At 66.7% G+C, this 25,409-nt stretch carries 23 protein-coding genes and 1 pseudogene; 23 read left to right on the top strand and 1 reads right to left on the bottom strand.

The features are described from left to right. Positions 1–130: 130 nt before the first annotated feature. From ACSQ9E_RS22860 to ACSQ9E_RS22925, 14 genes are all read left to right on the top strand, one after another. Positions 131–1,615 (top strand): NCS1 family nucleobase:cation symporter-1, encoded by a 1,485-nt coding sequence (locus tag ACSQ9E_RS22860; protein WP_428002250.1) that lies wholly within the window; start codon positions 131–133, stop codon positions 1,613–1,615. A 4-nt stretch (positions 1,616–1,619) separates the two neighbouring features. After that, positions 1,620–2,396 carry an aspartate/glutamate racemase family protein gene (locus ACSQ9E_RS22865; protein WP_436219260.1) on the top strand — a complete coding sequence of 259 codons (777 nt, stop codon included), beginning with the start codon at positions 1,620–1,622 and terminating at the stop codon, positions 2,394–2,396. A gap of 46 nt (positions 2,397–2,442) precedes the next feature. Then, a complete protein-coding gene (locus tag ACSQ9E_RS22870; RefSeq protein WP_057201443.1) occupies positions 2,443–3,210 on the top strand; it encodes a GntR family transcriptional regulator in 768 nt (255 codons plus the stop codon). 332 nt (positions 3,211–3,542) lie between these two features. Then, positions 3,543–5,030: a nucleobase:cation symporter-2 family protein gene (locus ACSQ9E_RS22875; RefSeq protein WP_057201444.1), complete on the top strand. Its 1,488-nt coding sequence runs from the start codon at positions 3,543–3,545 to the stop codon at positions 5,028–5,030. 243 nt (positions 5,031–5,273) lie between these two features. Beyond that, positions 5,274–5,969: a hypothetical protein gene (locus tag ACSQ9E_RS22880; RefSeq protein ID WP_428002251.1), complete on the top strand. Its 696-nt coding sequence runs from the start codon at positions 5,274–5,276 to the stop codon at positions 5,967–5,969. 14 nt (positions 5,970–5,983) lie between these two features. Continuing rightward, on the top strand, positions 5,984–7,696 hold the full coding sequence (locus ACSQ9E_RS22885) for a phosphate ABC transporter substrate-binding/OmpA family protein (RefSeq protein ID WP_436219261.1): 1,713 nt from the start codon (positions 5,984–5,986) through the stop codon (positions 7,694–7,696). A 10-nt stretch (positions 7,697–7,706) separates the two neighbouring features. Beyond that, positions 7,707–8,510, top strand: coding sequence for an ABC transporter permease (locus tag ACSQ9E_RS22890; RefSeq protein WP_057201447.1), 804 nt, complete (start codon positions 7,707–7,709; stop codon positions 8,508–8,510). A 48-nt stretch (positions 8,511–8,558) separates the two neighbouring features. Beyond that, positions 8,559–9,401: an ABC transporter ATP-binding protein gene (locus ACSQ9E_RS22895; RefSeq protein ID WP_436219262.1), complete on the top strand. Its 843-nt coding sequence runs from the start codon at positions 8,559–8,561 to the stop codon at positions 9,399–9,401. Further along, entirely contained in the window at positions 9,398–10,288 is an 891-nt protein-coding gene (locus ACSQ9E_RS22900; protein WP_057264842.1) for a hypothetical protein, read from the top strand. Before ACSQ9E_RS22895 ends, ACSQ9E_RS22900 begins: the two co-directional genes overlap by 4 nt. An 8-nt stretch (positions 10,289–10,296) precedes the next feature. Next, positions 10,297–11,151: a hypothetical protein gene (locus ACSQ9E_RS22905; protein ID WP_436219263.1), complete on the top strand. Its 855-nt coding sequence runs from the start codon at positions 10,297–10,299 to the stop codon at positions 11,149–11,151. A 16-nt stretch (positions 11,152–11,167) separates the two neighbouring features. Then, positions 11,168–11,872 (top strand): PspA/IM30 family protein, encoded by a 705-nt coding sequence (locus ACSQ9E_RS22910; protein WP_007861927.1) that lies wholly within the window; start codon positions 11,168–11,170, stop codon positions 11,870–11,872. A gap of 75 nt (positions 11,873–11,947) precedes the next feature. Next, positions 11,948–13,783: an ATP-binding protein gene (locus ACSQ9E_RS22915; protein ID WP_057264846.1), complete on the top strand. Its 1,836-nt coding sequence runs from the start codon at positions 11,948–11,950 to the stop codon at positions 13,781–13,783. Next, on the top strand, positions 13,780–14,097 hold the full coding sequence (locus ACSQ9E_RS22920) for a DUF6471 domain-containing protein (protein WP_057201453.1): 318 nt from the start codon (positions 13,780–13,782) through the stop codon (positions 14,095–14,097). The genes ACSQ9E_RS22915 and ACSQ9E_RS22920 overlap by 4 nt, the downstream gene beginning before the upstream one ends. Before the next feature lie 239 nt (positions 14,098–14,336). Beyond that, entirely contained in the window at positions 14,337–16,637 is a 2,301-nt protein-coding gene (locus ACSQ9E_RS22925; RefSeq protein WP_436219264.1) for an NADP-dependent malic enzyme, read from the top strand. Between the two features lie 58 nt (positions 16,638–16,695). Here the strand turns inward: ACSQ9E_RS22925 and ACSQ9E_RS22930 are convergent, their stop codons facing one another. Further along, positions 16,696–17,514 (bottom strand): HDOD domain-containing protein, encoded by an 819-nt coding sequence (locus tag ACSQ9E_RS22930; RefSeq protein ID WP_057201455.1) that lies wholly within the window; start codon positions 17,512–17,514, stop codon positions 16,696–16,698. A 319-nt stretch (positions 17,515–17,833) separates the two neighbouring features. On the opposite strand from ACSQ9E_RS22930, the gene ACSQ9E_RS22935 reads away from it, so the two are divergent. The 9 genes and pseudogenes from ACSQ9E_RS22935 to ACSQ9E_RS22975 all read left to right on the top strand — a co-directional run bounded on the left by ACSQ9E_RS22935 (position 17,834) and on the right by ACSQ9E_RS22975 (position 25,396). Continuing rightward, positions 17,834–18,865 carry an ABC transporter substrate-binding protein gene (locus ACSQ9E_RS22935; RefSeq protein ID WP_436219265.1) on the top strand — a complete coding sequence of 344 codons (1,032 nt, stop codon included), beginning with the start codon at positions 17,834–17,836 and terminating at the stop codon, positions 18,863–18,865. Positions 18,866–18,969: 104 nt separating this feature from the next. Beyond that, positions 18,970–19,806, top strand: coding sequence for an ABC transporter ATP-binding protein (locus ACSQ9E_RS22940; RefSeq protein ID WP_057201457.1), 837 nt, complete (start codon positions 18,970–18,972; stop codon positions 19,804–19,806). 12 nt (positions 19,807–19,818) lie between these two features. Next, positions 19,819–20,586 carry an ABC transporter permease gene (locus ACSQ9E_RS22945; protein ID WP_057264854.1) on the top strand — a complete coding sequence of 256 codons (768 nt, stop codon included), beginning with the start codon at positions 19,819–19,821 and terminating at the stop codon, positions 20,584–20,586. A gap of 70 nt (positions 20,587–20,656) precedes the next feature. After that, positions 20,657–21,028, top strand: a pseudogene (locus tag ACSQ9E_RS22950) (nucleoside deaminase). Between the two features lie 68 nt (positions 21,029–21,096). Beyond that, positions 21,097–22,143 (top strand): patatin-like phospholipase family protein, encoded by a 1,047-nt coding sequence (locus ACSQ9E_RS22955; protein WP_436219266.1) that lies wholly within the window; start codon positions 21,097–21,099, stop codon positions 22,141–22,143. A 283-nt stretch (positions 22,144–22,426) separates the two neighbouring features. After that, positions 22,427–23,458: an ABC transporter substrate-binding protein gene (locus ACSQ9E_RS22960; RefSeq protein ID WP_436219267.1), complete on the top strand. Its 1,032-nt coding sequence runs from the start codon at positions 22,427–22,429 to the stop codon at positions 23,456–23,458. A gap of 13 nt (positions 23,459–23,471) precedes the next feature. Beyond that, complete coding sequence (locus ACSQ9E_RS22965) at positions 23,472–24,452, top strand: isopenicillin N synthase family dioxygenase (protein ID WP_436219268.1); 981 nt, start codon at positions 23,472–23,474, stop codon at positions 24,450–24,452. Beyond that, positions 24,449–24,871, top strand: a complete 423-nt coding sequence (locus ACSQ9E_RS22970; protein WP_436219269.1) for a VOC family protein — start codon at positions 24,449–24,451, stop codon at positions 24,869–24,871. The genes ACSQ9E_RS22965 and ACSQ9E_RS22970 overlap by 4 nt, the downstream gene beginning before the upstream one ends. A gap of 69 nt (positions 24,872–24,940) precedes the next feature. Continuing rightward, complete coding sequence (locus ACSQ9E_RS22975) at positions 24,941–25,396, top strand: hypothetical protein (RefSeq protein ID WP_436219270.1); 456 nt, start codon at positions 24,941–24,943, stop codon at positions 25,394–25,396. Positions 25,397–25,409: the final 13 nt, after the last annotated feature.

Below are 25,409 nucleotides of genomic sequence, written 5' to 3' on the forward strand. Positions count from 1 at the left end.
GTAAACCCCAGGCATTTCCCGTTCAGACGGTGTTTTATTGCATCCATTTTTTGTATACAAATATAGGGTGCAACTTTCAACCAGGCCGCAGATGTCTGGAACCCGTCCTTTTCCACACGAGGAGACACCCGTGAACACAGCCGTCAGCAGCACCCCTCTGGCCGGGGGCACAGCGCCCGCCGGGCCGCACCATGACAACGCCCTGATCAAGCCGGGCTACGACCCGCGCCTGACCAATGAGGACCTGGCGCCCCTGAAGCGCCAGACCTGGGGGCAGTACAACATCTTCGCGTTCTGGATGTCCGACGTGCACAGCGTGGGCGGCTACATCACGGCCGGCAGCCTGTTCGCGCTGGGCCTGTCGAGCTGGCAGGTGCTGGTGGCGTTGCTGGTGGGCATCGTCATCGTGCAGTTCTTCTGCAACCTGGTGGCCAAGCCCAGCCAGGTGACGGGCACGCCCTACCCGGTTATCTGCCGGGCGTCGTTCGGGGTGCTGGGGGCCAATATCCCCGCCATCATCCGCGGGCTGATTGCGGTGGCGTGGTACGGCATACAGACCTACCTGGCGTCGGGGGCCTTCTTGCTGCTGGCGCTGCACTTTTTCCCGAACCTGGCGCCGTATGCCGATGTGGCGCAGCACGGGTTTGCAGGGCTGTCGAGCCTGGGGTGGCTGGCGTTCATGGTGATGTGGGTGCTGCAGGCGCTGGTGTTCTGGCACGGCATGGAGGCGATCCGCAAGTTCATCGACTGGGCAGGACCTGCCGTGTACGTGGTGATGGCGGTGCTGTGCGGCTGGCTGGTATGGAAGGCGGGCTGGAAGAACATCGACCTGAACCTGGGGGGCGTGAAGTTTCAGGGCTGGGATGCGCTGCCGGTGATGTTGTCGGCGATTGCCCTGGTGGTGAGCTATTTCAGCGGGCCGATGCTGAACTTTGGCGACTTCTCGCGCTACGGCAAGAGTTTTGACGCGGTGAAGAAGGGCAACTTCTGGGGCCTGCCGGTCAACTTCGTGTTCTTCTCGCTGCTGACGGTGGTGACCACGGCGGCCACGCTGCCGGTGTTTGGCGAACTGATCACCGACCCGGTGCACACCGTGAGCAAGATCGACAGCACCACGGCGGTGGTGCTGGGCGCGCTGACCTTCATGATCGCCACGGTGGGCATCAACATCGTGGCCAACTTCGTGTCGCCAGCGTTCGACTTTTCGAACGTGGCGCCGCAGCACATCAGCTGGCGCACGGGCGGCATGATCGCCGCGGTGGGCTCGATCTTCATCACGCCGTGGAACCTGTACGCCAACCCCGAGGTGATCCACTACACGCTGGACGTGCTGGGCTCGTTCATCGGGCCGTTGTTCGGCATCCTGATCGCCGACTACTACTTCGTGCGGCGCCAGCAGGTGCTGGTGGACGAGCTGTACACCATGAACAGCCGCGGCGCCTACTGGTACAGCAAGGGCTACAACCCGCGCGCGATCTGGACGCTGATCCCATCTGCCCTGGTGCCCATCCTGTGCGTCATGGTGCCCGTGCTGCGGCCGGCCGCCAACTACGCCTGGTTCATCGGCATGGGCCTGGGCTTCGTCATCTACCTTGCATTGAACCGAAAGAGCTGAGCCCGTGCGCATCAAGATCATCAACCCCAACACCACCTGGAGCATGACCGAGAAGATCGGTGCCTGCGCGCGCGCCGTGGCGCGACCGGGCACCGAGGTGGTGGCGGTGAGCCCCGCCATGGGCCCGGCCTCCATCGAAAGCCACTACGATGAGGCGCTGGCCGTGCCCGGCCTGCTGCAGGAGATTGCGGCGGGCGAGCGCGAGGGGATGGACGGCTATGTGATCGCCTGCTTTGGCGACCCGGGCCTGAAACCCGCACGCGAGCTGGCGCGTGGCCCGGTGGTGGGCATTGCCGAGGCGGCCATGCACCTGGCCAGCATGGTGGGCTCGCGCTTTTCAGTGGTGACCACGCTGGGCCGCACCATGGGCCAGGCCTGGCACCTGGCCGAGATCTACGGCATGCAGCGCTTTTGCGCCAATGTGCGCGCCTGCGAGCTGCCGGTGCTGGAGCTGGAGGTGCCGGGCTCGAACGCGCGCGAACGCATCACCGACGAGTGCCGCCGCGCCCTGGCCGAGGACGGCTGCGACACCCTGGTGCTGGGCTGCGCGGGCATGGCCGACCTGTGCGAGCACATCAGCCAGACGCTGGGCGTGCCGGTGATCGATGGTGTGGCGGCTGCCACGTCGATGGTCGAATCGCTGGTGCTGCTGGGCCTGCGCACCAGCAAGCACGGCGAGCTGGCGCGGCCCCTGCCCAAGGCCATGGCCGGGGTGCTGGCGGGGTTTGCGCTGGCGCCCGTGGCGGCGGTGCCGCCAGCCCGCATATCCCGCGCCGCCTGAGGCTTGCTGCACTGCAACCCGGCCAATCAGGCCACAATCGGCCACCATGCCCCGCGCCCGTACGAGCCCCACAGCCCTTCCCGCCGACCTGACGCCTGCTGCCGAACCAGCGCCCGAAGCGGCAGCGGCGGACGGGCGCCTGGCCTCCACCGAGAGCATTGCGCAGGACCTGGCCACCGCCATCGTCGAAAAGCGCCTGCCCCCGGGCACCTGGCTGCGCGAGGAGGCGCTGGGCCGTGTGTACACCGTGAGCCGCACCAAAATACGTGCGGCGCTGGTGATGCTGTCCAAGGACAAGTTGATCGAGATCATCCCCGACAAGGGCGCCTTCGTGAGCCGCCCCAGCGTGCAGGAGGCGCGCGAGGTGTTCAGCGTGCGCCGCGTGCTCGAGGCCGAGGTGGTGCGCCTGTTCATCGCCAGCGCCACGCCGGCCGACTACCAGATGCTGGAGCAGCACATCCGCTTTGAGCGGGCGGCGCTGCGCGAGAGCACGACCACGGGCCGGGTGCGCGAAAAGCTGCTGGGCGACTTCCACGTGGTGCTGGCCGAGGCGGCCGGCAACCAGACCCTGGCGCAGCTGGTGCGCGACCTGGTGGCCCGCAGCTCGCTGATCGCCATGCTGTACGACTCGTCGAACGACCCGCACTGCTCGTCCGAGGAGCATGCCGACTTTCTGGCGCTGTGCAAGGGCGGCAACGTGCAGGCCGCCGTAGCCAGCATGACCGAGCACCTGCAGCGCATCGAGGCGAATCTGGCGCTGGACACCGGGCGGCCGGACCGGCAGCTCGACCTCGTCAAGGCCTTGCTGGCCTGATCTTCCCCCAACGACAGCAGCGTCTGCGACTTCCTCGGGCAGCGCAAAGCCGAGTCTTTGCGATGGTGCGTGCGCTGATTTGAGATGGGCTGCTAGGCGCAAAGCGCAGCCATAGTGGCGCTATGGCGAGCATTTGCAACAACGCAGACCGCTCAAAGCAGCGTGCGCGGCGCGCAATGGGCTTGGCTTTGCGCTGCCCTAGGGTTTACCGGGATAAGGTTGTCGCCATATCGTGTATACACTTTTTGTATGGATGGTTGTACACGTTTTGGCGTGGGCCGTCCGCATTCCAACGACACCCGACAGACCGACCCACCCGAAGGAGCTTCGCCATGCAACCGTCCGTGCACCCTGTGGATGAACAACTGCCCATAGCGCGCCTGGGGGCGCTGGGGCTGCAGCATGTGCTGGTGATGTATGCCGGGGCGGTGGCGGTGCCGCTGATCGTGGGCCGGGCGCTGAACCTCACGCCCGACCAGGTGGCCAAGCTGATTTCGGCCGATCTGTTCGTCTGTGGCCTGGTCACGCTGATCCAGGCGCTGGGCGCCACGCGCTGGTTCGGCATCCAGCTGCCGGTGATGATGGGGGTGACCTTTGCCTCGGTGGCGCCGATGGTGTCCATGGCGCAGAGCACCAGCGGCACGGCGGGGGCGGGGCTGATCTTTGGCTCGGTGATCGGGGCGGGGGTGATATCGATCCTCATCGCGCCCATGGTCAGCCGCATGCTGCGGTTTTTTCCGCCGGTGGTCACGGGCACCATCATCGCGGTCATCGGCATCAGCCTGATGCGCGTGGGCATCAACTGGATCTTTGGCAACCCCGTGGGGCCCACAGCGCCCAACGTGGTGAACCCCGACCACATCAAATGGCTGACCGAGGCGCAGTCGGCCGCCGGGGCGCCCGGCTCGTCGCTGCCGCCCGTGCCCAAGGGCTTTGCGGTGGTGCCCACGGTGCCCAACCCGCGCTATGCAGACCTGACGGGCGTGGGCATTTCGGCGCTGGTGCTGGTGTCCATCTTGCTGATCGCCAAGTTTGCCAAGGGCTTCATCGCCAACATCTCGGTGCTGCTGGGCATTGTGATCGGGGCGGTGGCCGCTGCCGCCATGGGCATGATGTCGTTCGAGAAGGTGGGCAAGGCCGACTGGTTCGACCTGGTGCTTCCGTTCGAGATCGCGTTGCCGGTGTTCGACCCCATCCTGATTTTGACCATGACGCTGGTGATGGTGGTGGTGATGATCGAGTCGACCGGCATGTTTTTGGCGCTGGGCGAGATGACCGACCGCAAGATCGACCAGGCCGCCCTGACGCGGGGCCTGCGCACCGATGGCCTGGGCACGTTGCTGGGCGGTGTGTTCAACACCTTCCCGTACACCAGCTTCTCGCAGAACGTGGGGCTGGTGGCGGTGACGGGCGTGAAGAGCCGCTTTGTCTGCGTGGCTGGCGGCGTGATCCTGATCATCCTGGGCGTGCTGCCCAAGATGGCGGCGCTGGTGGAGTCGCTGCCCACCATGGTGCTGGGCGGTGCGGGGCTGGTGATGTTCGGCATGGTGGCGGCCACGGGCATCCGCATCCTGGGCGGGGTGGATTTCAAGACCAACCGCTTCAACGCGATGATCGTCGCCGTATCCATCGGCGTGGGCATGATCCCGCTGATCGCGCCGAGCTTTCGACAGTGGATGCCGCATGCCATCCATCCGCTGATCGAATCGGGCATTTTGCTGGCCTCAATCACGGCCGTGGCGCTGAATGTATTTTTCAACGGCGCCAGCAAGGACACCAGCGCTGCCGTGAACGCAGCGCGCCAGGCAGAAGCCCACTGATCCGGCTCGCCCCAATCAACCAAGCCCCCGGCTGACCACCGGGGGCTTTTTTGTTTCCAGGGCCCGGTGTGGACCGCTTTGCAAGAGAAACCCATGCAACACCGATGGAAAAGGGGGACAGTCCGCCGGCGAACATTTTCCCTCTGGGGCGGGTTGTGCTTCGGCCACACAAGTTCGCAACTTGCACCCATGCAACCTGACGTACAGTGCGGTACGTTACATTGATCCTTTGCAAGGAATCCAATGCGCACAAAATTCAGCAAAATGTTGGCGGCCACCGGTCTTGTGACGCTCGACCCGGAGGAGGACACCACCCGGTACACGCCCGCCGAGGCCTACCCCGAGCCCGAGGCGGAGCCCGAACCTGCGCCCGCGCCCGCCGCGCAGCAGCAACCCGCGCTGGCGCCCGAGCAGAGTGTGGTGGCCGAGCAAAAGGATTTTGCCGACCTGTACCGAGAGGCCAACGTGCCCACCGTGTCCTACAGCGCCGAAAAGCTGCTCAAGCTGATGGCGGGGCTGGAAAGCATGCCGATGGAGGTGCGCAAGCAGGCCATCAAGGCCATGGACGACGCCGACGAGACCTGGACGGTGGACGATTCCGTGCTGGACGCGCAACGCAAGGTCAAGGCGCTGGCCATCGCCAAGCAAAAGATTGCGCAGCAAGTGGCTTCCGCACTGCAAAATGCGGACCGCGAGATCGCTGCCATCCAGGCCGAAGAACAGGACAAGAGCGCCCAGGTGCGCAAGCAGATTGCCGAGCTGACAGCGCTGCTGGACCGGGGCGTGGCGCGCGCCGCGCAGCAGACGGCCGATGTGCGAGCGGCGGCCAGGACAAATCAGGAGGCCGGGGAGAGGGAATCCGCCCGGCTGGATGCAGAAATGAACCGCCTGGGGCAGATCGTGATCACGTTCTCGGGCCAATCACAGGTTCAAAAATAAAGTAGGAGTTGGCAATGCAATTGACTGGCATGGGTAAGGCGCTGATCGCGGTCATCGTCGTGGGGGCTGCGGGATCCGTCCTGTGGAACATGGGCGGCAAGATGTGGGTGCAGGACAAGCTGGGCAACACCGAGGCGTCGGCCCCGGCTGGCAGCAGCAGCCCGCAGGGCAGCACGGCCGCGCCTGCGGTGGTGGCCGGCAACACGCCGTCTGCCCCCGCCGTGGCGGCGCCCAAGGGCGGTGCGCTGGGCTCGGCCGGCAACCCGCTCAAGGTCAGCATCGTGAGCTTTCACGGCTATGCGCCGGCCCTGGTGGCCAACGGCAACAGCCTGAAGACGCAGCCGGGCTCGATCTTCCAGAAGGCCGGGGTGAACGTGGAGTTCATCATCCAGGACGATATCCCGACGCTGACCACCATCTTCGAGAGCAACACGGCGCAGTGCGCCTGGCGCACCTCGGACTTCTGGGCGCAGGAGCAGCCCAACCTAATCAACACCAAGCTCGATGGCCGCGCCATCATGATCGTGGACAACACCCAGGGCGCCGACGCCGTGATCGCCCGCGACCCGGACATCAAGCGCATCGAGGACCTGGTGGGCAAGAAGGTGGCGCTGCTCAAGTACACGCCTTCGCACGGCCTGTTCATCAACGCCATCAACAACTCGAGCCTGAGCGCCAAGCAAAAGGCCAACGTGCTCGACCGCGTGGTCTACATCAACGCCGACGAGGGCACACCCGGCGTGCGCGCCGCGTTCGCTGCCGGCAGCGTGGACGCCGCCGTGCTGTGGGACCCGGACCTGTCGCTGGCCGTCAAGGCAACGCCCGGTGCGCGCGTGGTGTACTCCACCAAGGTGGCCACCAACCTGATCTACGACGTGATGGTCTGCAACCAGAAAATGCTGCAGGACCCTGCCAGCCAGCAGGCCTTCCAGGGCTTCGTCAAGGGCTGGATGGACGGCGTGACCGCCGCCCGCGCCAACCCGGCCGGCGCCGCCGAGGCGCTGGTGCGCACCGAGCCCTTCTTCGACCAACTGGCCAAGAAGGAGGGGATGCCCTTCATCTCGAGCCTGTTCTCCAACCTGGTATGGACGGGGCTGGACGACAACGCCCGCATTCTGGGCCTGGCGGGCGACACCAACCACTACGAGCGCGTGTACCGCGAGTTCGACGCGATCTACCGCGCCGCCGGCTCGCTGGCCAACCCGAACTCGCCCGTGGTTTCGCCGCAGAACTCGTTCGACTACCGTTTCATCAACGCCCTGCTCAAGGACAACCAGGCCGCGCGCGCCGCCGCCGCCAAGCCGGAGTTCACCTTCGACACGGCCGGCATGCAAAAGGCCGAGACGCGCCCCGCCGCGCTGACCAAGCCGGTGAGCGTGAACTTCCCGGTGGGCCAGGCCGAGCTGACCAAGAAGGCGCAGGAGGTGATCGACACCCAGGTGGTGCCCTTCATCAACAGCAATGGCTCGGCGTACTTCGAGATCTCGGGCAACACCGATTCGACCGGCAGTGCGCAGGCCAACCAGCGCCTGTCGAAGGCGCGGGCCGACGCAGTGACCAAGTACGTGGTGACGCAGTGGGAGATTCCGGCCGCGCGCTTCAAGGTGGTGGGCAATGGCTCGAACAACCCGATCTGCAACGAAGCCAACCCCGGCGCGCTGGAGGTGGACCTGGACACCTGCCGCCAGATGAACCGCGCCACCCGCATCGCCGTGCTGGCACGCTGAGGGGCCGGCGATGGCCCAATTCTGGAACCCCAGCCATCCGATCTCGCCCCAGACCCAGCGCATGCTGGGCGTGGGCGCCGTGGTGGTGGTGCTGGTGGCCTGGGCGCTGGTGAGCGCATCGGGCCTGGTCAACTCGAACCGGTTGCCTGCACCGTGGGAGGTTGCCATGGCCTTCTCGCGCCTGGCGTGGGACCCCGTGCGCCAGGAGAGCCTGCTGCTGACCTCGGTGCTGTGGTCGGGCGGGCGGCTGGTGGTGGCGGGCATTCTGGTCATCCTGATCGGCCTGCCCATCGGCATTCTGATGGGGGCATCGCCGCGCATCAACGCCACGCTGTCGCCGCTGATCGACCCGTTCCGCTCGGCGCCCATCGTGGCGCTGCTGCCCATCATGGTGATGTGGTTCGGCATTGGCGAGGAGATGAAGATCGTCTTCCTGTTCTCGGGCGCGGTGGTCTACCTGATACCGCTGGTGCGCGACGCGATCCGCTCGGTGCCGCAGTCGTACTGGATCAGCGCACGCGACCTGGGAGCCACGCCGTGGGAATGCATCCGCCGCGCGGTGATCCCGATGGCCATGCCGCGCATCGTGGACGGCATCATCATCGCCATCTCGGTGATGTGGACCTACATCACCGTGGCCGAGTACGTGAACGCCAAGGAGGGCCTGGGCCAGTTGATCCAGAACGCGCGCCGCTTCTCGGCCATGGACCAGGTGTTCGCGGGCATCATCACCATCATCGCGCTGGCGCTGATCACGCACCGCCTGATGACCTGGGCCAAGCGAAAAATGTTCCCATGGGAACAGAGCGTTTGACGGCCCAGGCATGCACCCCCAATAAGAACTGATACAACAAAGCCAAGCATGACATCGACCCCGAGCGCTGCAAGCATTTCCATCCACATGAGCGGCATCGTGCAGGAGTACCCTGCCGCCAACGGCAAGGGCGTGCTGCGCGTGATCGACGGCATCGACCTGCAACTGGAGAACCCCAGCATCAACATGCTGCTGGGCCCCTCGGGCTGCGGCAAGTCCACGCTGATGCGCATGATGGGCGGGGTGCGCCCGTTCAACGTGAAGACGCCGACCCAGGGCCGGGTGGACATCGACGGCCAGGAGTGCCTGGACCAGCACGACGATGCGGTGACGGTGTTCCAGCAGTACGCCAACCGCCCCGACCTGACGGTGTGGGACAACGTGGCCTTTCCGTTCACGCTCAAGCTGTGGAAGGGGCGCATCAGCCAGGCCGAGATCAAGGAGCGCGTGGACACCATGCTTGCCGCCGTGGGCCTGGCCGACAAGAAGGCCATGCGCCCGGCGCAACTGTCGGGCGGGCAGAACCAGCGCGTGGCGCTGGCGCGCGCCCTGGTGCTGCGCCCGCGCATCCTGTTGATGGACGAGCCCTTCGGCGCGCTGGACCCGCAGACCCGCGAGGAGATGCAGCGCCTGCTGCTGTCGCTGTGCAAGGCCAACCCCTGCCTGGTGGTCTTCGTCACGCACGACGTGAGCGAGGCGCTGGCGCTGGGCGACCGGGTGATCGTGCTCTCGCCTCAGCCCGCAAAGATTGCCGATGACTTCGCCATCCACGCCGAGCACCCGCGCTCGGAGGCCTGGTCGCGGTCCACCGAGACCCTGCGCATGCAGGACCGCATCCTCACGTCGCTGCGCGACGCGAAGGGCCATGGCCAGATCACGCTGAGCGTATGAAATTCGACCCGGGCGAACGGGAAGAGCCCCCGTACATCCAGGAGTTTTTGACCAGCAAGTGGAACGTCACGGCATCGCTGGGCGCGGCCGCGCTGGCGGTGCTGATGTCCTTCCCGTACGGGCTGCCGGGCTTCGTCTTCGTGGGCACGGCGTATGCGGCCGTGGAGGGGCTGGCCCTGCTGTACGTGCCGGGCATGTCCACCTTCCGCTACGCGGTGCGCCGCAAGTACGCCACGCTGCGCTACCAGGCGCAGGTGGACAGCCTGCTCAAGGAGTTGGGCGACCGCAATGAATGCGACCCCAGCTCCAAGCGAATGCGCGTCTACCTGCAGACGCTGGACCGCATCGACGCGCTGGAGCGCATGGTCAAGAGCCAGACCTGCGCGCTGAGCGTGGAAGACATCGACCGCCTGAAGGACGTGACGCGCGACTACCTGGCGCGCTGGCTGGCCATCGTGAGCGCCAACGAGCGCCAGAGCCAACTGAGCAAGAAGGAGATCGCCGACCGCCTGCGCAGCGTGGAGGAGCAGCTGGAAGCGACCACGGGCGAGCGCGAGCGCCGCCAGTTGCTGCAGGCACGCAAGGACTACCAGCGGCTGATGGAAAGCAGCAGCCGCCTGAGCAGCCGCATGTTCGCCATCGAGGCGGCCATGGTCTCCATGCCGGACATCATCGAGGAGGTCTTTCAGCAAGCCGTGTCGATGCCCATGGCCACCGATGCATCGGCCCGGCTGCGCGAGAGCGTGGACCGCCTGGCGATCGAAGAGAACCTGGAGGCCGACATCAGCGAAGAGCTGGACACCATCGGCGTCCATGTGCCGAGCCCCGCCGTGGCAAAAGCCGCTGCCGCTCCCCTGCCCCGCCCCACGGCACAAGCCATGAAATGACCCCTTCCATGACGACCACCACCGTACAGAAATCGCACCTGCAGACCCTCGTCGATTTCGACGAGTACACGCGCTTGATGGAGGCCACGCTCAAGGCCGCCATCGTCTCCAGCGAGCCGGACCGGCTGGTGCGCTTCTTCGCGCGCTACATCGCCTGGAACGGCTACTTCGGCTGCAGCGTGGCGTCGCTGGCGGGCAAGATCGGCTGCGCACGGCATTTGTTCACCGACCCGGCCGAGCCCTTTTTGCCGGCGGCCGACCGCAACGTGCTGGTGGCCAGCTACATCTTCGACGCGGCGCGCGACGAGTTCGACGACCACTCCACCCGCGCGCGCGACCCGCACCGCAGCCTGGCGCAGGCCTTCCTCAAGGGCATCGTGCAGACCACCATGCCGGGGGCCGACATGGCCACGCTGAACGCGCTGGCAGCCGAGCCGGCCTGGCTCAAGGCGCTCAACCAGGGCGTGCTGCGCGGCTATGGCGGCGGGCAGGACGATTCGCTCGCATCCATCTTCCACGCCATGGGCTACCACCTGGGCAGCGAGCTGCTGGCCGACCGCGAGTTCACCGTGATCGGCGCCACCCTGCGCGAGGCCGGCGGCGGCCTGGCCGAGCGCCTGTTCCACGCCGAGGTGGACATCGGCGGCACGAAGCACAAGGCCTTGTCCTGGGTGGGCATCCACTCGGGCGAGGGCGGCGCCGTGGAGGCCGACCATTTCGAGTGGGCCACCCAGGGCGTGAACGCCGCCTTCGACTTCATCGACCCCGCGCAGCGCGCGGCCATGCTGGCACAGGTCGAGCAGGGCTTTGCCGCGTTTGCCCAGGACCACCGCATCTTCTTCGACAACGTCAACAACAGCTAAGCAAGGAACCTGCACCATGGCTTCTTCCAACTTCCTCGGCCGCCTGAGCAACCTGTTCACCGGCTTTCTCTCGCTGTTCGTCTCGGGCATCGAGAAAAACAACCCCGAGATCGCGTACGAGAACTCGATCAACAGCATGAAGGCCAACTACGACCGCCTGAAGAAGGCGGCGGGCGCCATCATCCGCCAGCGTGACGACGTGACCACACGCCTGCACAACGCCAAGCAGAAGCAGGCCCAGCTCGAAGCCAACCTGCAACAGGCCATGGACACCAACCAGGACGACCTGGCGGTGAGCATCCTGCAGATGAAGAACGACAACGACCAGTCGGTGACCGAGCTCACGGCCGAGGCCGAGACGGCCATGGCCGAGGCCGAGAAGATCAAGGACGCCCTCCTCGAGATGAAGAGCGAGATCAAGCGCGTGGAGGACGAGCGCGACCGCAACCTGGCCAAGTTGGCCGGCGCCAAGGCCAAGATCCAGATCCACAGCCAGCTCGAAGGCCTGTCGGTGGACGCCGAGATCCGCGCGCTGGACAACGTGCGCGGCCACATCGCCAACGTCATCTCCGAAGCCAACCTGGGCGACGAGCTGCGCGGCGCCGACCTGGACGTGCGCATGAAGGGCCTGCAAAAGGGTGCCTCGCGCGCCACGGCCGAAGCGCAGCTGGCGCAGCTCAAGGCCGCCCGCGCCCAAGGCGCTGGCGCCAAGCAGATGTAAAGCGCTCTTCAGCCGCCACCGCAGTCCACCGCGCGCTGCCCTGGGGCGGCGCGCCCGCCACGCCCAAGGAATCCTGTGAGCACACCCTCCTCCCCCGCCACGACCGCGACGCCCGCCACGCCGGCCTGGGTCGACACCGTGCGCCGGCGCTACCTGAGTGGCGATGCCTCGGTCTTCGTGCTGTACCGCAACATCTACGACCGCATCCTGCTCGATGGCAAGTTCGTCGAACTGGAGCAGTACCTGTTCCGCTCGCTGCTGGAGGGCAAGAAAAAACGCGTGCTCTCGCACAGCATCGCCTCGGGCACGCAGGCGCTGGCGGGCCGTGCGTTCGACGCCGAGGCCGAGCCGCTGGAAGGCATCGAGGCCGCGCTGATGCATGAGAGCGGTACGGCGGTGGTGATCCACTACGCGGGCTCGCTGTTCCCGGCGGGCGACCCGTCGATGATGACCATGCAGGACCGGCAGGCGATTGCCAAGCTGCACCGCTGGTCACTCAACCCACAGATCGGCGACAGCGACAACGTGGTGTTTTTGCTGGTGGAATCGCTGGCCGAGCTGAACGCGCAGATCCTGTCGAACCCGCGCATCGCCACCGTCGAGATACCGATGCCCGGCCAGGCCGAGCGCGAAACCACCATCCGCATGGCCGACAGCTCGCTCGATGCCGGTCAGGTCACGCGGCTGGCGCAGCAGGCCTCGGGCCTGCGCCTGGTACAGCTGTTCGGCCTGCTGGGCAACGACGCCAATGCGCAAGCCCCCAACGATGCCGAGCGCGAGGCCCTGATCAAGGAGCTGATCGCTGGCACTGAGGACGCCGAGGCGCGCGCCAAGCAGTTGACCAAGCTGACCAGCGGGCAGACCAACGAGCAGATACGCCACCTGCTGCAGCCGGGCAGCAAGGCGCCAGCCAAGGGCAACGCCTTCGAGGAGATCGCGGCGCTGCTGCGCACGCGCAAGCGCGAGCTGGTGACGCAGGAGTGCTTTGGCCTGATCGAGTTCGTCGAGCCGAAATTCGGTCTCGAAGGCGTGGGCGGCATGACCATGGTGAAGGCCGAGCTGGCGGCCATTGCCGCCGCCATCCGCTCGGGCAACGTGGCGCGCATCCCCATGGGCATTCTGGTGGTGGGGCCCATGGGCTCGGGCAAGACCTTCGTGACCAAGGCCTTCGTGCGCGAGGCCGGCATACCGGCGGTGATGCTCAAGAACATCCGCTCCAAGTGGGTGGGCGCGACCGAGAGCAACCTGGAGAAGGTGCTGGCCATGGTCAAGGCCATGGGGCCCATCGCGCTGATCATCGACGAGGGCGACCGCAGCCTGGGCGGCGAAGGCGACGAGGACGGCGGCACCTCGTCGCGCGTCACGGCGCGGCTCAAGGAGTTCATGTCGGACACCGACAACCGGGGCCAGGTGCTGTTCATCATGATGACCAACCGGCCCGACAAGCTTGATGCCGACATGAAGCGGCCCGGCCGCTTCGACACCAAGATACCGCTGTTCTTCCCCGAGAACGGGGCCGAGCGCGCGAACATCGTGCGCGTGATCCTGAAGCGCTTTGGCAAGGCGATCGAAGAGCCGCCGCAGGACGATGACGAAGATGATGGCGCCGGCGCAGGCTGGATGGAGGCCGCGCTGGAAGACACCGAGTTCTCGAACGCCGAACTTGAAGCGCTGACGCTGCTGTCCATCGACTTGGCCGAGCGCGCCGATGGCCGACTGACGCGCGAGGTGTTTTTGCAGGCTGCGGTGGACTACATGCCCACGCGCGACACGCTGATGATCGAGTACATGGAGCTTTTGGCCATCTCCGAGGCATCGCGCCGCAGCCTGCTGCCCGAGAAGTTCAAGCACCGCACCACCGACGAACTGCACGCCGAAATGAAGCGCGTGCGCAGCCAGTTGCGCCTATGAGCAGCGACAGCGACCATGTCCACACCCTCGCCAAGGAGCAGGTGCGCAAGGCCCTGACCGCCGCGAAGAACGACAAGCGCTGGGGCTGGCAGGAGGTGTCGGAGCTGCTCACCGAGCTGGGCATCGAGCAAACCCCGAACAACCTCACCACGCGCCAGAGCCGGGGTGCGTTCAAGGCGTCTGACTTTTTGCTGCTGCTGCGCAGCATGGGCGTGACGCACCTGGACCTGAGCACCCTGGAAATCCCCGGCCTGGCGCCGGCCACCCGCAAGGTGGAGGCCAACAAAAAGGCACGGCTGTCCAAACCTGGATAAGCCTATTGGCTTTCTGAAAAGGAAGACAATCCGATTTTTGCCATGCACCGGGGCCCACCGCCCCCGCCGCCTCACCTGCCCCACCCGGGCAAGGTCAGGCCTTCAACCTTCGACCATTTCATCGATGGAACCTGGGTTGGACTCCATGCAATCAACGCATTAACCCTCACTCTCATCGCACTCGCCATGGAGTAAGCTCATTTTTGGCATTTGCTGAGAATCTCCTCCAGGATTTCCGTATGACACAGAACCTTTCCGCTGCTGAAGCGGCACTGCGCGACGCCGCTCGCGAATACCACCGCAACCCCAGCCGGGGCAAGATCGCGGTCACCCCCACCAAGCCCCTGTCCAACCAGCGCGACCTGTCGCTGGCTTACTCGCCGGGCGTGGCCTACCCCTGCCTCGACATCGAGGCCGACCCGTCCAAGGCCTTCGACTACACCTCGCGCGGCAACCTGGTGGGCGTGATCACCAACGGCACGGCCGTGCTGGGCCTCGGGGACATCGGCCCGCTGGCGAGCAAGCCGGTGATGGAGGGCAAGGGCTGCCTGTTCAAGAAGTTCGCTGGCGTGGACGTGTTCGACATCGAGCTGGCCGAGCGCGACCCGGACAAGCTGGTCGAGATCATCGCGGCGCTGGAGCCCACGCTGGGCGGCATCAACCTCGAGGACATCAAGGCGCCCGAGTGCTTCTACATCGAAAAGAAGCTGTCGGACCGGCTGAACATCCCGGTCTTCCACGACGACCAGCATGGCACGGCCATCATCTCCAGCGCTGCGCTGCTCAACGGCCTGGAGCTGGTGGGCAAGGAGATCGGCGCGGTGAAGATCGCCGTGTCGGGCGCGGGTGCTGCTGCCATTGCCTGCGTGGACGTGATGGTGGGCCTGGGTGTGAAGCGCGAGAACGTCTTCATGGTGGACTCCAAGGGCGTGATCTACGAAGGCCGCCCCGGCGGGCTCGACGCCTCCAAGCAGCGCTATGCGCAAAAGACCGAGGCCCGCACCCTGGCCGACGTGGTCGACGGTGCCGACGTGTTCCTGGGCTGCTCGGCCCCTGGCGTGCTGACGGCCGAGATGGTCAAGACCATGGGCAGCAAGCCCATCATCCTGGCGCTGGCCAACCCCGAGCCCGAGATCCGCCCCGAGCTGGCCAAGGCCGTGCGCCCCGACTGCATCATCGCCACGGGCCGCTCGGACTACCCCAACCAGGTCAACAACGTCCTGTGCTTCCCCTACATCTTCCGCGGCGCGCTGGACTGCGGCGCCACCAAGATCACCGAGGCCATGAAGCTGGCCTGCGTGCGCGAGATCGCCGACCTGGCCAAGGCCGAAATGAGCGACGAGGTGGCCGCCGCCTATGCGGGCAAGGAGCTGTCCTTCGGCCCGGACTACCTGATCCCCACGCCGTTTGACGCACGACTGATCCTGCGCATCGCGCCCGCCGTGGCCAAGGCCGCCGAGGCTTCGGGCGTGGCCACGCGCCCGATTGCCGACTACGCGGCCTACCGCGAGAGCCTGACGCGCTTCGTCTACCAGACCAGCATGTTCATGCGCCCCGTGTTCGCCGCCGCCAAGGCCAACCCTCAGCGCGTGGCCTATGCCGAAGGCGAAGACGACCGCGTGCTGCGCGCCGCCCAGGTGGCCGTGGACGAAGGCCTGGCCAAGCCCATCCTGATCGGGCGCCCGGCCGTGATCGCCACGCGCATCGCCAAGGCCGGCCTGCGCCTGCAGCCAGGCAAGGATGTGGAGATCTGCGACCCCGAGGACGACCCGCGCTTTCGCCAGTACTGGGAGACCTACCACCAGCTCATGGGGCGCCGGGGCGCCACGCCCGAGGCGTCCAAGGCCGCGGTGCGCCGCTCCAACACGCTGATCGCCGCGCTGATGGTCAAGCTCGGCGATGCCGACGCGATGATCTGCGGCATGGTGGGTAAGTTCGACAGCCACCTGGAGCACATCCGCGACATCATCGGCGTGAAGAAGGATGCACCCGGCTTTGCCACGGTGAACGCGCTGATGCTGCCCGAGCACACGCTGTTCATCGCCGACACCTACATCAACGAAGACCCTGACGCCGAGCACCTGGCCGCCATTGCCCAGATGGCTGCGGACGAGGTACAGCGCTTTGGCCTGCCACCCAAGGTGGCCTTCCTGTCGCACTCCAACTACGGTTCGTCCAACCGGCCCTCGGCGCGCAAGATGCGCCTGGCGCGCGACCTGTTCGCGCAGGCCGCGCCGCACATCGAGTGCGACGGCGAAATGCACGGCGACGCCGCGCTGTCCGAAAGCGTGCGCCACAGCAGCCTGCTGGAGACCACGCTGCAGGGCTCGGCCAATGTGCTGATCTGCCCCAACCTGGACGCCGCGAACATTCTGTTCAACGTGCTCAAGACCACCAGCGGCCAGGGCACGACCATCGGCCCCATCCTGCTGGGTGCCGCGGCTTCGGCCCACGTGCTGACCCCTTCGGCCACCGTGCGCCGCGTGGTCAACATGACGGCGTTGGCCGCGGCCAACGCAGGCGCGCGCACGACCAAGTAGGCGAAAGCCCGCCCCGCGCCCAAAAGCCCCAAGGACCACGCCCTGGGGCTTTTTTTGTCTAACGGATGGACACGTCCACGTAGCCGGCCACGGGCGGCAGGTGCTCCACCAGCCAGTCAGGGTCGAGCTGCAGGGCCTTGGTCACCTCGGCGGGCAGGCTGGCGATGGTGTCGGCGGGCGACTTGGGTTCTTCCAGCCCGATCTCGGCCAGCAGGGTGGCCACGTGCAGGATGCCGCCCAGGCGGCAGAAGGGTACGGAGGCCACGGGGTCTTCGGCCGTCTCCAGCGCCCGCACGATGGTGTCCGGAAAGCGCCAGCGGCGCGCCAGCTCTCCCGTCACCTGCGCCTCGGTGAAGCCCAGCAGCGAGCGCTCACGCTCCCAGCGCCCGCCCGCATGGTGCGGCAACTGCTCGATGGCGGGAATCTGCTCGGGCATCTTCTGCGCGATGATGAGCTCGCCCAGGCGCACCAGAAAGCCGGCCAGCCACGACTCCTGCACGTCCGAGCCCAGGGTGCGCGCCAGCCACTGCGCGTAGCCGGCGGTAGCCATGCTCTCCTTCCAGAACGCTTCGGCGTCCACGCCCGAGGCGTCCTTGAACACGCCGGACATGCACGACGCCAGGGCCAGGGTGCGCACCTGGTTCAGGCCCACCATGGTGATGGCATCGTCGAGCGATGCCACCTGGCGCGGCAGGCCGAAACGCGCGCTGTTGGCCAGGCGGATCAGCTTGGCCGTGAGGGCCGGGTCCTTGGAGATCGCCGCGCGCACCTTCTCGAAGGGGATGTCGTCATCCTTCATGGTGGCGATCAGCTCGCGCGCCACGTCAGGCATGGTGGGCAGTTGTACGTTCTCGAAGAAATCCTGGATATTTGCCATGAGGGGCCTCCCAAAGCCGTTCGCTAAGAATGGACTTTCGTTGTACCACTGGCGCGCCCATGTGGCGTGCGCGTTTGCACCAATGCGCGCGCTGGCGCGGGCTGCCGACGATGCCCGCTGCCGGCGTGCACCATTTCGGGAAAGCCTGTAGGGCCACATGCACCAATCTGGCGAACAATAGGCCACACCCCGGTCCCGCTCCCCTGAAAGCGGGCATCGTTTTTGCTGTTTGCTCTGCATCGCACACCAGCGGTGCACACCGGCCGCCAGCGCGTTTCGCCTTTTCACTTCTCTGCCACTCCCGACAGGAAACCTACCCATGAACAAACGCTCCCTCCTGCAAGCCGCCGTGCTGCTGGTCGCCGCCGGCAGCTTCTCCCTGGCCCATGCGCAGGCCACCACGCCCATCAAGTTCCAGCTCGACTGGCGCTTCGAGGGCCCGGCCGCCCTGTTCCTGCAGCCGGTGGCCAAGGGCTACTTCAAGGCGGCGGGCCTGGATGTGGCGGTGGACGCCGGCAACGGTTCGGGCGGCGCCGTGCAGCGCGTGGCCTCGGGCACCTACGACATGGGCTTTGCCGACCTGGCTGCGGTGATGGAGTTCCACGCCAACAACCCCGACGCTCAGAACAAGCCCGTGGCGGTGATGATGGTCTACAACAACACCCCGGCCTCGGTCATGGCGCTCAAGAAGAGCGGCATCACCAAGCCGGCCGACCTGGCGGGCAAGAAGCTCGGCGCCCCGGTGTTCGACGCCGGCCGCCGCGCGTTCCCGATCTTCCAGAAGGCCAACGGCGTGGGCAGTGTGCAGTGGACCGCCATGGACCCGCCGCTGCGCGAGACCATGCTGGTGCGCGGCGACGTGGACGCCATCACCGGCTTCACCTTCACCTCGCTGCTGAACCTGGAGGCGCGCGGCGCCAAGGCGGCCGATGTGGTGGTGCTGCCCTATGCCGACTTCGGCGTGAAGCTCTACGGCAACGTGATCATCGCCTCACCCAAGCTCATCAAGGAGAACCCCGGGGCGATCAAGGCTTTCCTCAAGGCCTTCACCAAGGGCGCCAAGGAAGTCATGGCCAACCCGGCCGCCGCCATCGAGCACGTGAAGGCCCGTGACGGCATCGTCAACGTGCCGCTGGAAACGCGCCGCCTGCAGCTGGCCATCGACACCGTGATCAACAGCCCTGACGCACGCAGCGAAGGCTTCGGCAAGGCCGTTCCCGGCCGCCTGTCGCTGATGGCCTCGCAGGTGTCCGATGCCTTCAACACCAAGACCCGCGTGAAGGCCGACGATGTGTGGAACGACAGCTTCCTGCCCCCTGCAGCCGAGCTGAACATCCTTCCCAAGAAGTGACCCCGCGGCCAGCGGCGAGCCGCTGGCCGATGCATTCCCTCCGCCCCGCCCGCCCTGCCGCCTTTGACGGGCTGGCGGGCCCAGCCCTACAAGAACACCATCCAATGACGGCTGCCGATTCCTATTTCGTGGACTTCCGTGACGTCTGGCTCGCCTACAACGACGAGCTGCGCGCGCAGAACCACTTTGCCGTCGAGGCCATCGACCTGCAGATCCGCCAGGGCGAGTTCATCGCCATCGTCGGGCCTTCGGGTTGCGGCAAGTCGACCTTCATGAAACTGGCCACGGGCCTGAAGATGCCGTCGATGGGCAAGATCCTGATCGACGGCCAGCCGGTGACCGGGCCGCTGAAGATCTCGGGCATGGCCTTCCAGGCGCCTTCGCTGCTGCCCTGGCGCACCACGGTGGACAACGTGCTGCTGCCGCTGGAGATCGTGGAGCCCTACCGCAGCCACTTCAAGCAAAAGCGCAAGGAATACGAAGAGCGTGCGCGCAAGCTGCTGCAGAAGGTGGGCCTGGGCGGCTACGAGGACAAGTTCCCCTGGCAGCTGTCGGGCGGCATGCAGCAGCGCGCCAGCATCTGCCGCGCGCTGATCCACGAACCCAAGATGCTGCTGCTGGACGAGCCCTTCGGCGCGCTCGACGCGTTCACGCGCGAAGAGCTCTGGTGCATCCTGCGCGACCTGTGGACCGAGCAGAAATTCAACGTCATCCTGGTGACGCACGACCTGCGTGAATCGGTCTTCCTGGCCGACACGGTGTACGTGATGAGCAAGAGCCCCGGCCGCTTTGTGGTGCGCCGCGAGATCGAGCTGCCGCGCCCGCGCGACCTGGAGCTGACCTACACCAAGGAGTTCAGCGACATCGTGCACGAGCTGCGCGGCCATATCGGCGCCATACGCCAGGGTGCAGGCAAGCCTGCCGCCCCCATCCCGCAATAGGCCTCCTTCCCCATGCACAACAAGAACCTCGAACGCTGGTCGCCCTGGATCCTGCTGGCGGCCACCATCATCCTGTGGCAGATCATCTGCTCGGCCTTCAACGTCTCGGAATTCATCTTCCCCAGCCCCTGGGCCATCGCCACGCAGCTGGTGGAGTTCGCCAGCGTCATCGCCGGCCATGCCTGGCGCACCTACTGGGTCACCATGGCGGGCTTTGGCATCGCCATCGTGGTCGGTGTGCTGCTGGGCTTCGTGATTGGCTCCTCGCGCCTGGCGTATGCCGCCGTGTACCCGTTGATGACGGCCTTCAACGCCCTGCCCAAGGCGGCCTTCGTGCCCATCCTGGTGGTGTGGTTCGGCATCGGTGTGGGGCCGGCCATCCTCACGGCCTTTTTGATCAGCTTCTTTCCGATCATGGTGAACATAGCCACCGGCCTGGCCACGCTGGAGCCCGAACTGGAAGACGTGCTGCGCGTGCTGGGCGCCAAGCGCTGGGACGTGCTCACCAAGGTGGGCCTGCCACGCTCCATGCCCTACTTCTTCGGCTCGCTCAAGGTGGCCATCACCCTGGCCTTCGTGGGCACCACCGTCTCGGAGATGACCGCTGCCAACGAGGGTATCGGCTACCTGTTGATCAGCGCCGGCTCGTCCATGCAGATGGGCTTGGCCTTCGCCGGCCTGATGGTGGTGGGCGCCATGGCCATGGTGATGTACGAACTGTTTAGCTGGATCGAAAAGCGCACCACCGGCTGGGCCCACCGGGGCTCGCAGGGTGAGTAACCTGACGGCGTTGGGCGAAGCCCAGGCGGCCACGCTGCTGCGCCGGGCCAACGCCGTGGCGCAGCGCGCCATGGACATGGGCCGCCACCCCTTCGGCGCCCTGCTGGTTGCGCCCGATGGCCAGACCGCGCTGGCCGAGCAGGGCAACATCGATACCGTGAACCATGCCGAGAGCACGCTGGCGCACACGGCAGCGGCCAATTACCCCGGCGCCTACCTGGCGCAGTGCACCAGAGTCCACTGAAACCGAGAAATCAGCTGTGCGTGAAGGGCTGGCGGGGCCGCAATCTAGGCGCTGACCGGCGACCACCTCGATAACCCGACACTGGATCTGCCCTGCCGCTCGGTCTTTGCCGCCGGCCAGCGCGCCACCGAGGTGGTGGGGCCGGTGCCTGCGCTTGAAGAAGAGATCACGGCCCTGCATCGGGACTTCTGGCGCTGACCCTGGGCCCGACTGCGGAAAGAGGCTATCGCTATACTCGCCGCCCTGTCGACCACAGGATCTTTCGCATGCGCCTGGACTTCTTTTTCCGCCCCCTGGCGCTCGCACTGGCCGTGGCCGGCCTGACCGCATGCGGCGGCGGTACCGCCCCGAGCCAGCCGGCAGCTGCCGCGCCAGCGCCTGTCATGCAGGCCACCGGCCCGGCCCCCATCAAGGTCGGCATCGCCCTGGGCGGCGGCGCGGCCAAGGGCTTTGCCCACATCGGCGTGATCAAGATGCTGGAGGCCAATGGCTTCGCGCCCGCCTACATTGCTGGCACCAGCGCGGGCAGCGTGGTCGGCGCGCTGTATGCCAGCGGCATGAACGCCTTCGAGATGCAAGAGAAGGCCGTGGCCCTCGACGAGGCCAAGATCCGCGACCTGCAGTTTTCCACCGGCGGGCTGGTGCTGGGCAAGAAGCTCGAAGACTACGTGAACGAGCAGGTCGGCCGCAAGCCGCTGGAGCAACTGGCCAAGCCCTTCGCTGTGGTCGCCACGCGCCTGGAGGATGGCGAACGCACCGTGTTCGCCCGCGGCAACACCGGCCAGGCGGTGCGCGCATCGAGCAGCGTGCCCGGCGTGTTCCAGCCCGTCACCATCGGCAAGTACCACTTCGTGGACGGCGGCATCGTGAGCCCCGTGCCTGTAGATGCGGCGCGCCAGCTGGGCGCCGACGTGGTGGTGGCGGTGGACATATCGAACAAGGCGCGCGGCAAGTCGCCCGGCGACATGCTGGGCACGCTGGGCCAGTCCATCGCCATCATGGGCCAGAAGCTGGGCGAGGCCGAACTGGCCCGCGCCGACGTGGTCATCCGCCCGCTGGTGCTGGACATCGGCGCGGCAGACTTCAGCCAGCGCGCCAGCGCCATCCTCGAAGGCGAAAAGGCAGCCCTGGCCGCCATGCCGCAGTTGCGTGAGCGGATTGCCCAGCTGCAGGCCGAGCGCGCCCGCGCCGCGCAGCAGGCCCGCCAGCAGGTGATTGAGGCCGAGCACAAGGCCTGCCTGGACAACCGCTCGCGCCTGCAGCGGCTGGCGGGCATGGCGGGGATGGGCGAGGGGTGCCCGGCGCCGAAGTAGGCCATCCCACCCTCCGCCCCGGCACATGCCGTGGCACAGAAGTTGCACCTAACTCCGCAAGAGTAGAAGCGTTCACCGCCACGGCTCGCGCCTGCACCGCCACGGTGCCGCGCACGGCCCGGGCGTCCGGAAATTGCTCTTGAAGACCGCTGCCCATGCACCGCATGGGCGCCGGCTGTGTCTTCAAGCGCGCGGGTGCACCGGCTTCGTTCATCTCTCCCATGCACCCGCCTTGCTGGCACCGCCGGTGGTTCCGACCCACCTGTGACGGAGTGCCCTCATGATGAAACGTCGTTCCCTGCTTCAAGCCGCCGGCGCCGCCGCCTTTGTCGGCACCGCTTCTCCCCTGGCATTCGCCCAGGGCAACCTGCAGAAGTTCAAGTTCAACCTGGGCTGGAAGATCGAGGCCTCGGGCGCGGGCTTTCTGCTCGCGCACCAGCGCGGCTACTACAAGGATGCGGGGCTGGACGTGGCCATCGACACCGGCAACGGCTCGGCGTCGGCCATCAGCCTGGTGGCGGGCGGGGCGTACGACGTGGCCTCGGCCGACCTGTCGACCATGATCGAGTTCAACACCGCCAACCCGAGCGCCAAGCTGGCCGCCGTGGCGATCCAGTACGACCTGAACCCCAACGCAGTGATGGTGCGCAAGGACGGCCCCATCAAGAAGCCCACCGACCTGGCGGGCAAGACCATCCTCGGCCAGCCGTTCAATGCGTCGCGCAAGCTGTTTCCGGTGTTCGCCAAGGCCCAGGGCTTCGACACGGGCGGCGTGAAGTGGGAGAACGTGGCGCCCGACATCGGCGACACGCGCTTCGTCAAGGGCGACTTCGACGCGGCGGCCTATTTCTTCTTCACCGGGCTGCTCAACCTCAAGGCGCGCGGCATGGGGCCCGAACAGGTCACGGTGTTCCGCTTCTCGGACTTCGGCATGCAGTCGTACGGCAACGGCCTGGTGGCCAGCCCCAGGACCATGCAGGAGTCGCCCGATGCGATGAAGGCCTTTGTGAAGGCCACCACGCGCGGCTGGATCGAGGCCATTGCCGACCCCAAGGCGGGCGCCGCAGCCATCAAGGCGCGCGAGCCGCTGGCCAACGAGGCCATCGAGCTCGAACGCCTGCAGCTCATCGTGGACGGCACCATGAAGACGGCCGAGACCCGCGCCAACGGCTGGGGCGCCGCCACCCCGGCGCGCCTGCAGGCCACCATCGACGAGACGGTGGCGGCCTTTGGCCTCAAATCGAGCCTGGCCGTGGCCGACATCTGGACCGAGCGCTTTTTGCCCACGGCAGCAGACCGCAAGCTCAAGGGCTGACCGAGGCATTGCCATGGGCATCCCCCTCATCGACCTCACAGGGGCGCTGCACACCGGTGCCCCGCGCGGCGCCGAAGTGGCTGCTTCGCTGCGCCAGGCCTGCATGGGGCCGGGCTTCTTCTATGTGGTGAACCACGGCGTGCCGCAGGAACTCATCGCACGCCAGTTCGCGCTGGTGCAGCAGTTTTTCGACCTGCCCCTGGCCGACAAGGAAGCCATCTCGCTGCACCGCTCGCCATCGATGCGCGGCTACGAAAGCCTGGGCGGACAGACGCTGGATGCAGGTGCACGCCCCGACCTCAAGGAGAGCTTTTACTGCGGGCTCGACTACGCGGCCGACCACCCCTACGTGCAGCGCGGCTACCACTCGTATGGCAGCAACCAGTGGCCCGCGCAGCTGCCCGCACTCGGCGGCCAGTGCCGCGCCTACATCGCCGCCATGCAGCAACTGGCGCTGCGGCTCATGCAGCTCATGGCGCTGTCGCTGGATTTGCCCGAGGACTACTTCGACCACACGCACGCCAACCCCATGCTCACGCTGCGGCTGCTGCGCTACCCGCCGCACCCCGAGGGGGCGGATGCGCTGACCTTTGGCGCTGGCGAGCACACCGACTGGGGCGCCATCACCCTGCTCGCGCAGGACCGCCATGGCGGGCTGGAAGTGAAGCTGCCCGGCGGCGAGTGGACGGCCGCCACGCCGGTCGAGGGTGCGCTGGTCGTCAACCTGGGCGACATGATTCCGCGATGGACCAACGGGCTGTACCGCTCCAACCCGCACCGCGTGCGCAACGTGCACAGCGGCGGTGCGCCGCGCCATTCCATCCCCTTTTTCTACACGCCCGACTACGAGGCGCGCGTGGCTCCGGTCGCCACCTGTGTGCCCGAGGGCGAGGCACCGCGTTTCGAGCCCTGCACGGTGGGCGAGCACCTGCAGGTCATGTACCGCAAGACCTATGGCCTGGCGGACAGCAAGGCTGCGGCGGTGATGGCATGAAGCTCTGGTTCAACCTGTTCTGCCGCGACATCGAGGCCCAGTTGCAGTTCTACCAGGCGCTGCTGCACCTGCCCGAGGCCGCTGGCACCCGCTCGCCCATTTACCGTGCGGTGGAGACGGAGCACTTCCAGCTCGGTTTCAACGCGCACGGGGCGTATGCGCTGCTCGGGCTGGCCGATCGCGAGCGGTCCGCTGGCTCGGCCGACCCGGTCACGGGCTATGCCACCTTCATGCTCGATTCACCCGATGCCGTCACTGCGGCCAGCGCCATGGCCGTGCAACTGGGCGGGCACATGGTCAAGCCACCCTATGCCACCTACTACGGCCAGTGGCAGGCGGTGCTGGCCGACCCGGAAGACCATGTGTTCCGGCTCAGCGCCTTCGGCCTGCCCGACGGCACGGTCGCACGGGCATCTTGAAGCGCACCTGCACGGGGCTTGCACAGGGGGCGTGGTACAACGGTCCGAGTGCCACGGACTGGAGCCCCCATGCCTTCGACCGGATTCCTTCTACCGCCCGATGTGCAGGCCCTGCTCGACGCGGGCCGCACCATCGACGCCATCAAGCAACTGCGCGTGGTGCAAGGCCTGGGGCTCAAGGAAGCCAAGGACCTCATCGACGCGCACCAGCAGGGGCACCATGCGGCGCCCACGGCGCACTCCATGGGCTTTGCATCGGACGCGAGCAGCCACGTGCCCGACCCCGTGCGCCAGGCACTGGCCGCCGGCAACAAGATCGAAGCAATTCGCCTGCTGCGCGCGCATGCAGGCATTGGCCTCAAGGAGGCCAAGGACCGGGTCGATGCACTGGCCGCATCCACCGGCAGCGGCAGCCCGCACGGCCTGTCCCCCGGTGAGCAGCCGCGCGGCGGCAGCCAGGGCGTTGTCTGGATCGTGGCGGCGCTGGTGGTCGCCGTGGCCGCCTTCTACCTGCTGCGCCCCTGAGACTGACCGACCC

Source organism: Acidovorax sp. LjRoot118, assembly GCF_964253575.1.
In the GTDB taxonomy this organism is placed as follows: domain Bacteria; phylum Pseudomonadota; class Gammaproteobacteria; order Burkholderiales; family Burkholderiaceae_C; genus Acidovorax.